This window comes from Streptosporangium saharense, from assembly GCF_014203715.1.
Lineage (GTDB): Bacteria > Actinomycetota > Actinomycetes > Streptosporangiales > Streptosporangiaceae > Streptosporangium > Streptosporangium saharense.
Window position 1 is genome coordinate 495,105 of record NZ_JACHJP010000004.1, and the last position, 13,640, is coordinate 508,744.

The window sequence follows — 13,640 nt, forward strand, 5'->3', positions numbered from 1 at the left end:
CGTTCTCTGTGGGTTCACACCTCTACTTGCCGCGACGAGCCCGTCTTCTTCACGCCGCACTCGTGTACGGCACGGGGCTCAGCCCTCGTACGGTGTGCCCTCCTCCTCGGAGCCGGTCAGGGTCTCCGGGGAGAGTACGGCGGAGGCACCGATGACCTCGATGCCCAGCAGGCGGCCGTGTTCGTCGAGGTCGAGGATCACCTCACCCCGCAGCTCCGGGTCCTCGACCAGGATCTGGGTCTTCGCCTCGCCCGGGGCGATCTCCTCGACCAGGTAGACGTAGGCGACGTCGTTCTCCCTGTCGTGTTCTACACGCAAGGTCAACCTCCCTACTTGCGTCGCCACATGGCCGAGACGATGCCTCCGGCCTTGTTCACCACGACGCGGACGTTCTGGCTCTCGTGGACCTTGGTGTCCTTGGTGTTGCCGGGCTTGCCTGGCGACTTCATGGCCTGGTCGATCATATCGTCGCTGATCCCGCGCTGGACCTGACGGATCTCGGTGTGCCCCGACTTCTCCCCGGCACCGGCCTGGTTGCCGCTACGGCCGCCGCTGCCACCGCTGCCGCGCCTGCCGCCCCGGCGGCCGTTGCCGCCCGACCTGGCGTTGTTGTTGCTGCGGCCCATCTGGGCCATGCCGTCCCTGGGGGAGGCCGCCCTCGGGCCGACGGTGCGGACCGGGACGCGGCCTCCGGCGAGCGCGAGGGGCGGCCCACCGGGGGGACGGAGGTTGTCGAGGATACGGCGGAACCGCTCGGTGACGCGGCGGTTGAGCGCGGGGGTCAGCACCCTGCCCGCGCCCTCGGCTCCCTCGCGCTGGAGGCGGCCGATCAGGGCACGCGTGCGGTACATCTCCGCCGTCGCCGCGGCCCCGCCGAGGGGGCCACCGGCCAGCAGTGCCCTGGCCACCCGCACGGAGGCGTAGACGGCGGCGGTCCCGACGGCGAGTTTCACGCCGGTGGTGAGCCAGGCGGTGTTGTCGAGCACCACGGGGGCGGACCTGACGGCGGCGGCCGCCTGGCCGAGATGACCGCCGGTCTCCTCCCAGTAGCTCGCCAGCTCGGTCGCGGAGTCGCCGCGGTAGCTCTCCTGCGTGCGCTGGACCGAAGACCGGGTCCCGGTGGCGGCCGGTTCGGCACCGGCGAGCACGGTCCGCCAGGCGTCGGCGTCCTTGCGGATCTCGTCCTCGTCGATGTTCGGCCAGGGCATGCCGAGCAGGCCGAGCATCATGTCGACCTGCGGCGGAACCGTCACGCCCATGCTTGGCCCGCCTGGCCGTACGGCATGCTCGCCTGTTCCGCGACCTCGGTGTTGGCGACCACGGTGCCCATGGCGCCACCGGTGCCGTCGATCACCTGGGACAGGCCGGTCAGGGCGTCGAGCCCGACCACACTGGCCTCGGAGTAGGAGCGGACGAACATGGCCAGCAGGCCGTTGTCCCCCCAGGACGAGCCGCCGAGTCCGCGTTCTCTGAGCCGTCGTACGGCCGCGGCGTAGTCCTCGCCGTGCGTCCGCATCCGGGAGGACTCCTGCTCCAGAGTCCCCCGGGAGATCTCGAATCCGTAACTCATGGCCGTGACCTTAGTCTGAAGATCCGGTGAACAGGCCATGAAAATGCCATAAATGGCGACATTTAGTGATCTATATCTCTTCGATGCGTTCGTCACCGGAGGGCGTTCTAGAGTTGGGGACCCATCAGCGCCTCACCGCCGGAGCCGACATGTCCACCGACCCTTCGCCCGACGACGACGTCGAGCGTCTGGAGCGGGTCCTGCTCCAGGGGCGCGGGATGATGGAGCGGCTGCGGGAGGCGCGTACCGAGGTCCGCGAGGTGTCCGGACGGGCGCACAGCGCCGAGGACCTCGTCGAGGTCGTCTCGAACGGGCAGGGCGACGTGACCGAGGTCCGTATCGACCCCCGTGCCATGCGGCTCGACCACGCGACCCTGGGCAGGCAGGTGACCGCGGTGCTCCAGGCCGCCCAGGACGAGGCGGCGCGGCTGGCCCGGGAGATCGTCGACAGGGCCCTCGCCGATACCGAGGGGCTGCCCGAGCCGCCCGACGAGCACTTCATCCGCGACCGGGTGGACCAGATCGCCCGCAACTGCTCTGAACTCTGACCCGGAGGCGCGCGTGTACGGCTCCCACATCGACCCCGCCGACATCCGTGAGGCGGACCTCGCCGAGGCCGACGCCAGGGCGGAGCGGGTCACGACCTGGATCCAGGAGACCGAGGGCGCCCTCGACGAGGTCGTCGGCGAGGGGCGCGGGGACTCCGGGCAGGTCACGGCGACCGTGACGGCCGAGGGGCGGGTTCTGGAGGTTGTGTTCGACTCCCGTGCCATGCGGCTCGGCAGCCATGTCCTCGCGGAGGAGGTGCGCTCGGCCGTCGCGCGGGCCAGGCTCGACGTGACGCGCAGGATCGAGGAGCTGATGCGCGGGGAGGTCGACGGGTTCGACCTGGCCAGGGCCGCCGCCCAGTTCGAGAACCTTCTCGACACCCCCTGGCGGTAGTCCTCACGCCCGGTCCGGATGCCAGGGCATCCACTTGCGGTCGATCTCGGCCTCCAGGTCGACCCCGTGGTGGCGGGCCATCAGCAGGACGTGGGCCAGGACGTCGGCCAACTCGGCGCGCAGTGCCTCATCGAGTTCCTCGGGGGAGCGGCCCTTGGTCCTGGCCTGCCCCGAGCGCATCAGGAAGGCCTGCGTCAGCTCGCCGACCTCCTCCTGAAGCTTCAGCAGGAACCAGGTGGCGTCCCTGGTGATGCCGTGTTTGCGGGCGTAGGAGCCCGACACGGCCTCGACCTCGTCCGTGAGCTGTCCCAGATCCATCCCGGGAGCGTACGGCCACACCCGGTGATGTAAAGAAAAGTAGACATGGTGTTTTGTTTGCTTTACATTTGAGGCATGTCGGCGGAAGAGAAACGTGCCTGGGTCATGCTGGTGGTCACGGTCGTGGCCTACGCGACCTACGTGCTGGTAATCCTCGGGCGGGTGGGAGACGCCTCCCTGGTCGCCGTGCCGTACGTCCCGGTGCTGCTGTGGACCGTCGGTTCGGCGATCGTCGCGACGATCGTGCTCAATGTGGTGATCGCGATAGCCTCACCCGAGGACGCCGACAGGAAGGACCAGCGCGACCGGGAGATCTACCGGTTCGGTGAGCATGTCGGCCGGTCGTTCCTCGTCGCGGGTGGCGTGGCGGCGCTCGGCATGGCCATGGTCAGGCTGGACCACTTCTGGATCGCCAACGTGATCTATCTGGCGTTCGTCCTGTCGTCGATCCTCGGATCCGCGACCAAGATCATCGCCTACCGCAGGGGTTTCCAGTCGTGGTGAAGCCGACCAGGGTCACGAACACGATCCGGTCCCTCAGGTTCGCCCACGGGGAGATGACGCAGGCGGAGCTCGCCGAACGCGTCGGCGTGACCCGTCAGACCGTCATCGCCATCGAGCAGGGCCGCTACTCGCCGTCCCTGGAGATGGCCTTCCAGATCGCCCGCGTCTTCGGCGTCCCGCTCGACGACGTCTTCCAGTACCCCGAGACCGAGGAGTAGCCGCTCCTCGTCAGTGAGGAGAGATGACCATGCGCGCGATCACCCACGAGCGGTACGGCCCGCCCGACGAGGTGCTACGACTCAAGGAGATCCCCAGGCCCGTCCCCGGCGACGGGGAGGTGCTGGTCAGGGTGCACGCGGCCCCCATCGGGGGAGACGACTGGCACATCCTGCAGGGCATGCCGTACGTCGCGCGCTTCGTCACCGGGCTGCGCGGGCCGAAGAACCCCGTCGCCGGGCTTGAGGTCGCCGGGGTCGTCGAGGCCGTCGGCGCGAACGTCGGTGACTTCCGGCTGGGCGACGAGGTCTTCGGCTGGTGCGGCGGCTCCTTCGCCGACTACGTCGCGGTCCCCCAGGGGCAACTCCTGCCGAAGCCGGTCAATCTGAGTTTCGAGCAGGCCGCCGCCGTACCCATCTCGTCGTTCACCGCCCTGCAGGGCCTGCGCCACGGGGGGATCGGCCCCGGTCAGCGGGTCCTGGTCAACGGTGCCTCCGGTGGTGTCGGCACGTTCGCCGTGCAGATCGCCCGCTCGTACGGCGCCGCCGTCACGGGCGTCTGCGGCCCGGCCAAGGCCGACCTGGTCCGTTCCCTCGGCGCCGAGGACGTCGTCGACTACACCAAGGAGAGGTTCGCCGACCGGGGGGAGCGCTACGACCTCATCCTCGACGTGCAGGGGAGCCCGTCCCTGTCCGACTGCCGCCGCGCGCTGACGCCCCGCGGGACCCTCGTGATCGTCGGGGGAACCGGTGGCCCCTGGCTCTGGGGAACCGGACGCTGGCTCAGGGCCTTCGCGCTTTCGCCGTTCGTCGGGCAGAGCCTGCGGGTGCGCGTGCACAGCGACGACCGCGACGACCTGCTTTTCATGAAGGAACTCATCGAGACGGAAAAGGTCACCCCCGTCGTCGATCGCACTTATCCCCTGGAGCGGGTGACCGAGGCGATTCGCTACGTGCAGAAGGGAAACGCGCGGGGCAAGGTCGTCATCACCGTCGCCTGATCAGGACTTTGGCAGCAAACCTTCCACGTTTGGCAGGAATCACGGTGGGGCGGAACCGTTCCCGGTGGATAACTTTGACGGAATTCCCGCGCGACAAGAAATGAGGTGCGCAATATGCGCATGAGGATTCTCACGGCGATCGGTGGAACGCTGGCCGCCCTGGCGCTGACCGTCACACCGGCGTCCGCGGGCACCACGGGAACCCTCGCGTGCGGCTGGGATCCCTCGGGCGCCGTCGCCTACTACAACCACTGCGGCTCCTCCGACTGGGTCCTCATCCGCGTCGAGCAGACCTTCGACCGGCCCGGCTACGACCAGTGCGTCAGGCCGGGCCGGACCCTGCTCGGCATGCTGTACGACATCAACTACGCCTGGGCCAAGGGCCCCTGCTGAACCGTCATGCCCGGCCCGGCTCTGGGCGGTCCAGGAGGTCGGCGAAGGCGTTGGCGGCGGCGTCGGCGCGGACGGGGTCGGTGCTGACGAGTCGGCTGAGCAGAAGCCCGTCGAGGGTGTCGAGGATGAGGTCGGCAAGGGTGGGAACCTGTTCCCGTGGTGTGCCGAGCTCGGCGAGGGTCTCCCGCAACATGGCCAGCCACGGCTCGCGTATCCGCTGCTGGGCCGCGCTCCAGCGGTCTGGTTCGCGTAGCGCCAGGACACACATCTCCAGGTAGAGCCGGATGGCGCCGGTGGCGTCGGAACCGGTCAGGGCCTGCCAGGCATAGCGGACGAACTCCCCGGGGCTCCGGACGGGCGGGGCGGCCCTGACCATGGACTGGAACGACACGGCGAACCGTTGGTTCGCCAGCGCGACCACGGCGGTGATCATCCCGTCCTTGCTGCCGAAATGGTAGATCAGCATGCGGTCGCTGGTGCCCAGCGCGGCGGCGAGGGGACGCAGCGAGAGGCCGATCAGTCCATGGGTGAGCACATGGTCGAGGACTTTCTCGGTGAGTTCGGTACGGCGGTCCACACCCGGCAGTGTAGCGACCGCTTCACATCCCATGTAGCGGTCGCTACACTGCGACGGGAAGGGGGAAATCATGATGAGAGTGTCCACAACGACACGCGCCACGGTCCCTGACGTGCGGTGGCTGCTGCGGCTGGACGCCGGGCTGGAGACGGTGCTGACGGTGGTGTGCGTGATCCTGGCGTACGGGCTCCTGGGCACCGACCGGTGGCGTGTACCGTCCTGGCTGTCCACACCGGTGCTGCTGGTGGTCGCGATCGCCCTACTCCTGGCGGCCGCGCTGCTGTGGTGGCTGAGCGACAGGCCCATCCCCGCCGCCGTCCGCGCGGTCGCCGTCGCCAACGGTGTCACGGCTCTGGCCTTCCTCACCTGGGCGATCATCGGTCTGGGGGCCGACGTCCGGCTACGCGTCCTGCTGGCGGTGACCGCCGTCCTGCTCGGCGTACTCGCCACCACGCAGTTCTCCTGGACGATCCGCCCCTCCGGGGAAAACACTTCCTGAACCGGGTGAACGTCCCCGACCTCAGAGATTCCTCCCCCATACGACGAAATATCGCTCTTGAGGGATATATCTTCCTTAAAGGTTAATATTCAGTTTTGGTATGGCTCATCTGCCGAAAATACCGCGACAGATGGCGCGATTCCCCATCGGGAGGAGTAGCTTCTGATACGCCTTATTCCCCTTGGCATCGGGAGCGTCAGTGTCGCAACGGCGCACGGCCTACGAGATCGTCGAGGCGGTCCTCACCCGGCTCGGACCCAAAGAACTTCCCTACCTGCCCCAGCTCTGGGCGGTTTACGTCAAGGACCCCACCGACAGCGAGCGTTCCAGGGAACGTCTCATGGGTTCGGGAATCCTGACCGAGGTCACCGCCTGGGCGCCCGTGGTCATCTCCTTCGTCGGCGGTGCCGTACTGGACGCCGCGAAGGACGAACTGTCCGACCAGACCCGCGCCGGGATACGCGGCCTCGTCGGACGGGTTGCCCGGCGTGGGAAGGCGCAGATCGTCGAGGAACCGCTGCCGCCCTTCGACGACCTGCAACGCCGCAGGATCGGGGAGTCCGTCCTGTCCCGCGCCCTCGCGATGGGCCTGCCGCGGCCCCGCGCCCAACTCCTGGCCGACGCCGTAGTAGGTGAACTCCAACGCGACCCACGACCTGACGAGCCCGAAGGCTGACCCGTGGCGGGGAGCGGCGCGTCCGGTCTGCCGCCGCCGAGCTTCGAGCGCCTGCGCCTGCTGTTCCTCACCGTCGCGGCGGGGGCGCTCTTCGGCGGCTACTGGTTCCTGGTGCTCCTCCAGGACGGCTGGAGCGAGCGCAACCGCGCCTGCGGGGCGCTGACCGGGCTCGGGGAGTTCCTCGACTGCACGACCCGGACCCTGGTGCTCCAGGCACTGGTCCCGCTGGCCGGTCCCGCACTGGTCGCCGTCCTGGTCGTGCCGACCTACCTTGTGGCGCCCGCCGTGATCACCCGCTGGCACGGCGCCCGCCCGCTCGACCCCTGGCCCGAGGCCGTACGAGAAACCGTCGAGCAGGCGGGTCTCGAACGGACGCCGACGCTGATGGTCAGCACCCGGGGCCTGTCGCTGTGGATGTTCACCTACGGCCGCCGCCCCCGACACCGCGTCATGCTCTCCGCCGCTACCGGCCTCTACACCCTGACGGACACCGCGAAGGTCACCGCGACGCTCGCCCACGAGCTCGGCCACCTGCGCAACCGGGACGTCGACCGTACCTACCTGGCCGTCCTCGCCGCCGCCTGCCTGGCGCTGGTGACGATCGTGCCGGTCGGGCTCTCCGCGGCGCTGACCACCGACCTCGCCCCGGCGCTCGCCGTCACCTGGCGCGACCTCGTGGTCGCGCTGCTGCTCGCGGGCACCTGGGCCGCCGTGGTCAGGACGCGCGAGCACGAGGCCGACCTGTGGGGCGGCGGCCTGCGGCCCCGCGACATGCTCGACCTGCTGACCGACGGAAAACAGGAACGCCGTCACCTGCTGCGCCTGCACCCGCCCCTCGACCGCCGTCTGAAGGTGCTGCGCGACCCGGACCTGCTGTTGCGGCCCTCCGCCGTCGAGGCCCTCGTCACCGGGATCGCGGCGGGCGTCGTCGTCACCGAACTCGGCGTGAGCCTGCGGGCCGTACTGCCCGTGCCGCCGCTCGTCACCTACTGGGCCGCCGGTCTCCTCGCCGCCGTGCCCGTCTCGGGGATCGTCGGCCTGGCCGTCTGGCGGGCGGGGGCGGCGCGGATCCTCACCCTGGAACGGGCCCTGGCCTGCGGTCTCGCGCTGGGCGCCGGGCTGGTGGCCGGGCTGGTCCTCGCGCCCAGGTCGGGGGTCCGGTGGAGCCGCTGGATCCCCGAGGCACCCGACTTCACGGCCGTGGCCGAACCGACCGGGATCCCACCGATCACCGCGCTCTGGATGACGGCGACGCTCCTGGTGCTGACCACCGCGGTGACCGGCTGGTTCGCCCTGGCCTCGCGCACGTGGACACCCCGGATGGGGACGCGCGCCTGGCGGTACGCGACCCCGCTCGCGGCCCTGATGCTCGCCGTCGTGATGGGCACCTGGTCCCTGGCCGCCCGCCTGGCGGCATCGGAACAGTGGAGCGCCGCGGCCCTCATCCACCTGCTGATCACCCCCCAGACCGCCCTGTTCCTCCTGACCCTCACCCTCCTCGCCCTGTGCCCCCTCACGCCCCCGCCCCGGTCCATCCGCCGTTCTCGTACGGCCCCGCCTCCTCCCACCCCGCCTTCTCGTACGGCCCGACCCTTCCCGCTCCCGCGTCCCCTCACGGCCCTGTCCCGGCTCACCCTGTATCTCCGCTCCCGCACGGCCCTGCCTCCTCGCACCCCGCGTCCCCGTACGGCCCCGCTCCTGCTCGCCCTCGGCGTCGCCCTCGTGCTCTCGTTGGGGCTGCCGTTCCTCTCGCCCGCGCCCGTCCTGTCCGTGACGACACAGGCGGCGCTGCCCGACTCGCCCCAGGCGGGGGTGATCTGCCTGGGGCTCTACACCGTCGGGTCGGCCGCCGCGGGTGCCCCGGCCGACCACGCCGCCAAGGAACGGCTCGGCGAGGTGCTGCGCGGCTCGGACGACGACCTGCTGCGTCAGGCCGGGGAGCTGTTCCTGCGCGGTGCCCGCATCCGGTCCCAGGACCTGGAGGGACTGGCGTGGACCGCGTTCGTCAGACGCTGCGACCACCTCAGGCGCTATCGCGGCGCACCGGTCCCCGAACCCGTCTCCCCGTTTCCTACAGAAGGCTGGTGACGCCATGTCCCGTGCCGGGACGCTTGGCCGTACCCTCCTGGTCGTCCCTCTCCTGCTCGCACTGCTGAGCGGTTCCACCCACGGCACCGCGCCCGCGCCTGCCCCCGCGCTCGGCCGTGGCCTGCTCACCCTGGCCGACCTGCCCGCCGGTTACGCCCCCTGGAGGCCCGAGTACGAGCCCTACAGCGCGAGCACCAGCCCGGAGTGCGCGGTCATCCTCGACGAACTGGAGTTCAACCGCTTCCGCTACCGAGGCGTCGAGTACGCCACGGCCGGGTTCGCCGCCGAGGGCCCCTTCGGGCCGTGGATCCTGGAGAACCTGCGGCGCTACCCCACGGCCACCATCGCCGACCACGACCTCGACCGCGTCCTGGGGGTGCTGCCCCGCTGCTCGTCCTTCGACCTCGCCTACCGGGGTGAGCGACCGTCCGTCTCCACGGTGCGGGTCACCCCGATCACCATGGCCCCCCTCGGCGACCGGAGCCGGGCCCTGTGGATCACCGTGAACGTCAACGGCGAGTGGGCCTACGGCGAGGTCCTGGTCCTGGCCAGGGCAGGCGACGTCCTGATGGTCCTCAGCCAACTCGCCTTCCGCCCCCCTGAGGCCACCACCGCCCAGACGATCGCCACCCGAGCGATCGAGAGACTCCGCACGGCCGGGTTCTAGAGCCTGTTCTGTAGGTCTTCGTCCCGATCTCAGGGCCGTGGAAGTTGTGCCAACTGGAAACGGCGAGGTCAGGAGCCGCGGTACTGGTCCTGCATCAGGTCCCAGAACGATCGGAAGCGGGAGGCTCCGGGCATCCATGGGGCCATGAACCAGGCTTCCCACTCGCCTTCGGCGGTCTTGATATGCGGATTGAGCAGGAAGACGCCGTCGTCGTGTTCGCCGATCCAGAGAGTGTCTGGAATGTACTCGGTCCGAAGGTGCAGGCAGCAGTCTTGTTCCTCGCCATAGATGAAGTACTCCTCGTCGGGCACCGGAGGCCCGGGGGGCCATGCCTCGGTCAGTCCTGGATCCACGTCTCGGAGCCAGCCGATTGCCGTGGTGGATGCGAGGTGTCCTGCTCCGTAGCCGACGATGTCCCAACCGTTGGCGACCTGGAGATAAAGCCGGTAGCTGGGCGGAAGGGTGATCCCGAGACGTTCCTCAGCCTGGGCGATCTCCTGCTCACCGGCACCGGTCGAGCCCAGCCGCTGAGGGTCTCGGTCCTCGTACTTCCGGTCCTCGGGATTGTCCTGGTAGGCCCGCTCAAGGATCTTCTCGCTACCGGTACGTAGAAGATCGAGCCAGTCGTGGGAGGGGGTGCTCATGGACGAAAAAGATAGGGGCGTGTCCCGACATTCAGCTCCCGAGACCGGAGAGCCAGCCGTGCCGTACCAGACAGGAAACAGGTCCGGGCACACTCGGCCCCATGAGAACTCGTTTTCTCTTCGTCAGGCACGGAGACTCCCTGCACAAACAAGAAGGTGTGACGGGCGGTCCCAGAAGCTGCCGAGGGCTCACGGTGGCCGGTAGGGAGCAGGCGCGGCGGCTCGGGAGGCGGCTTGCCGCTGAGATAGCCGGGACCGGGGCGTCGGTCTACTCCTCCGTCCTGCCCCGGGCTGTCGAGACGGCCGCCGCGATCTCGGCGGTCTGCGGTCTGCCCTTCTCCCGGGACTCCCAGGACTGCGGGCTGTGCACCTGGCACATCCCACCGGAGGCGGACGGCCTGTCCAACGAGGAGTTCCTGCGGCGCTTCCCCGCCGAGGGTGGCGGGGTCCACCGGCCCTTCCAGGTGGGCAACGAGAGCTGGGCCGAACTGGTGACGCGTGTCAGCCGTACGGTCGCCGACCTCGCCCACCGCCACCGTGGCGAGACCGTCATCGTCGTCGGTCACGCGGAGACGGTCGAGGTCTCCTTCAACGCGCTCGGGCTGCTGCCCGCCTACCGGTCCTTCGACCTGGAGGTCTCCCCGGCCTCGGTGACGGAATGGGTCACCGACGAGGATCCCGGGCAGTGGCCGCCGCCCCGGTGGACGCTCACGCGCTTCAACGAAACCTGAAACGGGGCGTACCATGTGATCGCACACGAAAACGCGGTCCGGTTGGTAGCCCGGGCATTGTCGCTCTCGTAACCGCCCTCTCCAGGGATGTCCGGTGTGTCGGAAAACGGTCTCGTCAGGCCGTTGGTCGGCATACACCTGGGAGGGCGTCGTGATCTCGCTGTCCGTTTACTACGAGGGACCTTTCTGGGTCGGTGTCCTGGAGATGGTCGAGGGCGACGAGCTGCGTGTGACGCGGTTCGTCCTCGGCTCCGAACCGACAGACCCGGAGCTGTACGAGTTCCTGATGCGGCACGGCAGCGCCCTGCTCGCACAGGCCGCGGGCTCGCGCGCCGTACCGGCCGGGGAGCGTGCCGAGCGGCGGACCAACCCCAAGCGTGCCGCCAAGCTCGCCGCCCGCCAGGCCGCCAGGATCTCCACCAGGAGTACGGCCTCGCAGGAGGCGATGCGGATCGAGCTTGAGAGCCGCAAGCGTGAGGCGGCGACCGACAAACGCGAGAGGAAGCGGGAGCTGGCCGAGTACAAACGCGAGGTCGCCCGGCGCAAGCGCATCGAACGCCGCCGCGACACCTGACCGGGACTTGCCAGGGACGGGGTGTTAGACGCCGCCGGTGACGGAGATGGTCTGACCGGTGATGCCGGTGTTGGCGGCCGAGCCGAGATAGACGACCGCGTTGGCCACCTCGCGGGCGTCGAGCAGTCGGCCGATGGCCGCCAGGTTGACGTAGCGCTGACTGAACGGCTCGATCCGCTCCTGGTTGCGCTCGGTCGCGGTGAGGCCGGGCAGGACGACGTTGGACAGGATGTCGCCGTCCCTGCCGAGGCTGAAGGCCGCCGACCGGCTGAAGCCGTGCACCGCGGCCTTGGCCGTCGTGTAGTACTCGGAACCGGCCATGCCCTCGTCCACGAGTCCGCTGGAGATGTGCACAAGACGTCCGAAACGGCGTTCGCGCATCCCCGGGGTGACCAGCCTGCTCAGATCGAGGTAGCCCTCGACGTTGCGCCGCAACATCTCACGCCAGGCCTCGTCCGGCACCTTCTCGAAGGACTCGCCGGGGCTCCATCCCACGGTGAACAGGGCGTTGTTGACCAGCACGTCGATCCGGCCCGTCCATTCGAGCGTGGCCGAGACCAGGGTGCGGGCCGAGTCGGAGTCGCCGAGATCGTAGGGGACGACCAGCGCGCGCTCACCGATTTCCTTGGCCACCTGCCCCGCCTCCTCGGGCGAACTGCGGTAGGTGAGCACCACGTCGGCCCCCTCGGCGGCGAAACCCCGCGCCACCTCCCTGCCGATCCCACCCGAGGCTCCGGTCACGATCACCGTGCGGCCGTCAAGTCCCAGATCCATGAAAATCCCCTCAACCGGTCGGTTCACTACGAAACATCGAAGCACCGGGGCAGGGGTCCCGGACGTGCGTTGGTGGTGCGGGCGGCGCCTGACCCCGCCCCTCCATACTCCGCTCCCCTCAAGGACTGTCAACGGTCATCCGGTTGAGGCTTGTAAGGGACGCCCTATATATGTCATTTTCGTTTCGCACAAAAAAGGGGTGGCGGGCTTCCGGACCCCGCGGGCTCTCCCCTCCTGCCGGGGAGGGTCCGCGGCCTCGGAGCCCGTCAGCGCTGGACGCGCGGGTCGGCCCCCAGCGGGCGCGGCAGCCGTACGGTGATGAACTCGTCGTTGTCGGGCTTTCCAGGAGTACGGCCCGCGGAGAACGGGAAGTTGTTGTCGTTCAGCACGCCCAGCGTCCTGTCGTCGAGGATCACCACGTCCTCGATGGTCTGGAACGGGAAGCGGAAGGTCTCCCCGAACCCGCCGAGCCCACGGGGGTTGGCCAGGTCGAGCAGGTCGGCGACCAGGGTCTTGCGCCCGTCGCGCAGGTCGATCTGGTAGATCCGCTTGAACGCCGCCGAGTCCCCCTGGAGGTTGTCCCGCTCGATGACCAGGAAGCGGTTCCTGTCCACCGCGATCATGTCGCCGATCGCGTTGTCCGGGCTCTCCAGCCGGTAGGTCCACCGCCTGCCGGTGTAGGAGCGCGAGCGCAGGTCGAACTCGTTGATCCGCAGCGTCCCCGCGAGGTCGCCCGCCACGGTCCCCTCAAGCAGCGGGTAGAGGACGCGCCCGTCGACCGAGCGGGCCATGCCCTCGAAGCCCTTGCTGGAGGCGAGGTTCGGCTGCTCGCCGTTCAGGGACGGGTTCTCCGGCGCCCTGACGCCCGGCAGCGGGACCGGCGCGTCGAGCAGCCTTCCCCTGGCCGAGAAGTGCAGCAGGAACGGGCCGAACTCGTCGCCGATCCAGTAGGTCCCGTCGCCGCTCCGCACGATCGACTCCACGTCGAAGTCGGCGCCGGTCAGTTTGCGGTCGGGGCGGGTCAGCGGCCAGGTCACCCGGCCTTCGGGGTCGCTCAGGTCGAACCCGCCGAGCACCCTGACCGTTCCGCGCCGGAAGTCCGGCCTGATCCGGTGGACCCGCAGCAGGAAGTCGGCGCTGTTGGCCCTGGCGCCGTAGCCGTTGTCCGACAGCACCTCGAAGGTGCCGTCGCCGCGCCGTACGACCCCGCTGAAGCCCTGCACCGGCTGGCCGGGGAAGGGCGGGGTCACCCCGTTGACCGGGGCCGTGCCGAGCTGGGCGCCGGAGGGCTCACTGCCGGGCACAAAGGTCTGCGCGGGCAGCGAGGCGAACCCTGTCAGTACGGCCCTGCGGTCGCCGGGGTGGTTGGCCGCCGCGGGGGTTGCCGTCGCCAGTGCCAGTACGGCCGCGCCGACCGTGATCGCCATGCGTCGTCTCATGTCGGCACGCTAGGCATCGTGCGTGAAC

20 protein-coding genes are annotated in these 13,640 nt (G+C 69.5%); 12 read left to right on the forward strand and 8 right to left on the reverse strand.

From position 1 onward, the window contains the following. Positions 1-78 precede the first annotated feature (78 nt). From FHS44_RS22030 to FHS44_RS22040, 3 genes are read right to left on the reverse strand one after another with little or no spacing between them, the layout of a single operon-like run. Positions 79-318 carry a DUF2283 domain-containing protein gene (locus FHS44_RS22030; protein WP_184717545.1) on the reverse strand — a complete coding sequence of 80 codons (240 nt, stop codon included), beginning with the start codon at positions 316-318 and terminating at the stop codon, positions 79-81. Between the two features lie 11 nt (positions 319-329). After that, positions 330-1,259, reverse strand: coding sequence for a WXG100-like domain-containing protein (locus FHS44_RS22035; RefSeq protein ID WP_184717547.1), 930 nt, complete (start codon positions 1,257-1,259; stop codon positions 330-332). After that, positions 1,250-1,570, reverse strand: a complete 321-nt coding sequence (locus FHS44_RS22040) for a hypothetical protein (protein ID WP_184717548.1) — start codon at positions 1,568-1,570, stop codon at positions 1,250-1,252. The genes FHS44_RS22035 and FHS44_RS22040 overlap by 10 nt, the downstream gene beginning before the upstream one ends. A 149-nt stretch (positions 1,571-1,719) precedes the next feature. On the opposite strand from FHS44_RS22040, the gene FHS44_RS22045 reads away from it, so the two are divergent. Continuing rightward, positions 1,720-2,118, forward strand: coding sequence for a YbaB/EbfC family nucleoid-associated protein (locus FHS44_RS22045; RefSeq protein WP_184717549.1), 399 nt, complete (start codon positions 1,720-1,722; stop codon positions 2,116-2,118). A 13-nt stretch (positions 2,119-2,131) separates the two neighbouring features. Continuing rightward, positions 2,132-2,512 (forward strand): YbaB/EbfC family nucleoid-associated protein, encoded by a 381-nt coding sequence (locus FHS44_RS22050; RefSeq protein ID WP_184717550.1) that lies wholly within the window; start codon positions 2,132-2,134, stop codon positions 2,510-2,512. 3 nt (positions 2,513-2,515) lie between these two features. Here FHS44_RS22050 and FHS44_RS22055 read toward each other — a convergent pair whose 3' ends face one another. After that, on the reverse strand, positions 2,516-2,830 hold the full coding sequence (locus FHS44_RS22055) for a MazG nucleotide pyrophosphohydrolase domain-containing protein (RefSeq protein WP_184717551.1): 315 nt from the start codon (positions 2,828-2,830) through the stop codon (positions 2,516-2,518). Positions 2,831-2,905: 75 nt separating this feature from the next. On the opposite strand from FHS44_RS22055, the gene FHS44_RS22060 reads away from it, so the two are divergent. The 4 genes from FHS44_RS22060 (at position 2,906) to FHS44_RS22075 (ending at position 4,943) form a co-directional block, all read left to right on the forward strand. After that, entirely contained in the window at positions 2,906-3,334 is a 429-nt protein-coding gene (locus FHS44_RS22060) for a hypothetical protein (protein WP_184717552.1), read from the forward strand. Continuing rightward, on the forward strand, positions 3,328-3,552 hold the full coding sequence (locus tag FHS44_RS22065; protein WP_184717553.1) for a helix-turn-helix transcriptional regulator: 225 nt from the start codon (positions 3,328-3,330) through the stop codon (positions 3,550-3,552). Before FHS44_RS22060 ends, FHS44_RS22065 begins: the two co-directional genes overlap by 7 nt. Positions 3,553-3,581: 29 nt before the next feature. Next, the gene (locus FHS44_RS22070) at positions 3,582-4,550 is read left to right on the forward strand and encodes an NAD(P)-dependent alcohol dehydrogenase (RefSeq protein WP_184717555.1); all 969 of its coding nucleotides are present in this window, start codon (positions 3,582-3,584) and stop codon (positions 4,548-4,550) included. Positions 4,551-4,670: 120 nt separating this feature from the next. After that, positions 4,671-4,943, forward strand: a complete 273-nt coding sequence (locus tag FHS44_RS22075; protein ID WP_184717557.1) for a DUF6355 family natural product biosynthesis protein — start codon at positions 4,671-4,673, stop codon at positions 4,941-4,943. 4 nt (positions 4,944-4,947) lie between these two features. On the opposite strand, the gene FHS44_RS22080 is transcribed toward FHS44_RS22075, so the two are convergent. Then, positions 4,948-5,520: a TetR/AcrR family transcriptional regulator gene (locus tag FHS44_RS22080; RefSeq protein ID WP_184717559.1), complete on the reverse strand. Its 573-nt coding sequence runs from the start codon at positions 5,518-5,520 to the stop codon at positions 4,948-4,950. A 79-nt stretch (positions 5,521-5,599) separates the two neighbouring features. On the opposite strand from FHS44_RS22080, the gene FHS44_RS22085 reads away from it, so the two are divergent. The 4 genes from FHS44_RS22085 to FHS44_RS22100 all read left to right on the forward strand — a co-directional run bounded on the left by FHS44_RS22085 (position 5,600) and on the right by FHS44_RS22100 (position 9,450). After that, positions 5,600-6,019: a hypothetical protein gene (locus tag FHS44_RS22085; RefSeq protein ID WP_184717561.1), complete on the forward strand. Its 420-nt coding sequence runs from the start codon at positions 5,600-5,602 to the stop codon at positions 6,017-6,019. Positions 6,020-6,218: 199 nt separating this feature from the next. Further along, positions 6,219-6,695, forward strand: a complete 477-nt coding sequence (locus FHS44_RS22090; protein WP_184717563.1) for a hypothetical protein — start codon at positions 6,219-6,221, stop codon at positions 6,693-6,695. Between the two features lie 3 nt (positions 6,696-6,698). Then, the gene (locus FHS44_RS22095; RefSeq protein WP_184717565.1) at positions 6,699-8,783 is read left to right on the forward strand and encodes a M48 family metalloprotease; all 2,085 of its coding nucleotides are present in this window, start codon (positions 6,699-6,701) and stop codon (positions 8,781-8,783) included. A 4-nt stretch (positions 8,784-8,787) separates the two neighbouring features. Next, a complete protein-coding gene (locus tag FHS44_RS22100) occupies positions 8,788-9,450 on the forward strand; it encodes a hypothetical protein (protein WP_184717567.1) in 663 nt (220 codons plus the stop codon). A gap of 68 nt (positions 9,451-9,518) precedes the next feature. Here FHS44_RS22100 and FHS44_RS22105 read toward each other — a convergent pair whose 3' ends face one another. After that, complete coding sequence (locus FHS44_RS22105; protein WP_184717569.1) at positions 9,519-10,094, reverse strand: SMI1/KNR4 family protein; 576 nt, start codon at positions 10,092-10,094, stop codon at positions 9,519-9,521. Positions 10,095-10,195: 101 nt separating this feature from the next. Between FHS44_RS22105 and FHS44_RS22110 the strand changes: the two genes are divergently transcribed. Further along, the gene (locus FHS44_RS22110) at positions 10,196-10,825 is read left to right on the forward strand and encodes a histidine phosphatase family protein (RefSeq protein ID WP_184717571.1); all 630 of its coding nucleotides are present in this window, start codon (positions 10,196-10,198) and stop codon (positions 10,823-10,825) included. Positions 10,826-10,976: 151 nt separating this feature from the next. Continuing rightward, positions 10,977-11,399 carry a YjdF family protein gene (locus FHS44_RS22115; protein ID WP_184717573.1) on the forward strand — a complete coding sequence of 141 codons (423 nt, stop codon included), beginning with the start codon at positions 10,977-10,979 and terminating at the stop codon, positions 11,397-11,399. A 24-nt stretch (positions 11,400-11,423) separates the two neighbouring features. Here the strand turns inward: FHS44_RS22115 and FHS44_RS22120 are convergent, their stop codons facing one another. After that, a complete protein-coding gene (locus FHS44_RS22120) occupies positions 11,424-12,173 on the reverse strand; it encodes an SDR family NAD(P)-dependent oxidoreductase (RefSeq protein WP_184717575.1) in 750 nt (249 codons plus the stop codon). Positions 12,174-12,439: 266 nt separating this feature from the next. Beyond that, entirely contained in the window at positions 12,440-13,612 is a 1,173-nt protein-coding gene (locus FHS44_RS22125; protein ID WP_246435786.1) for an esterase-like activity of phytase family protein, read from the reverse strand. Positions 13,613-13,640 lie beyond the last annotated feature (28 nt).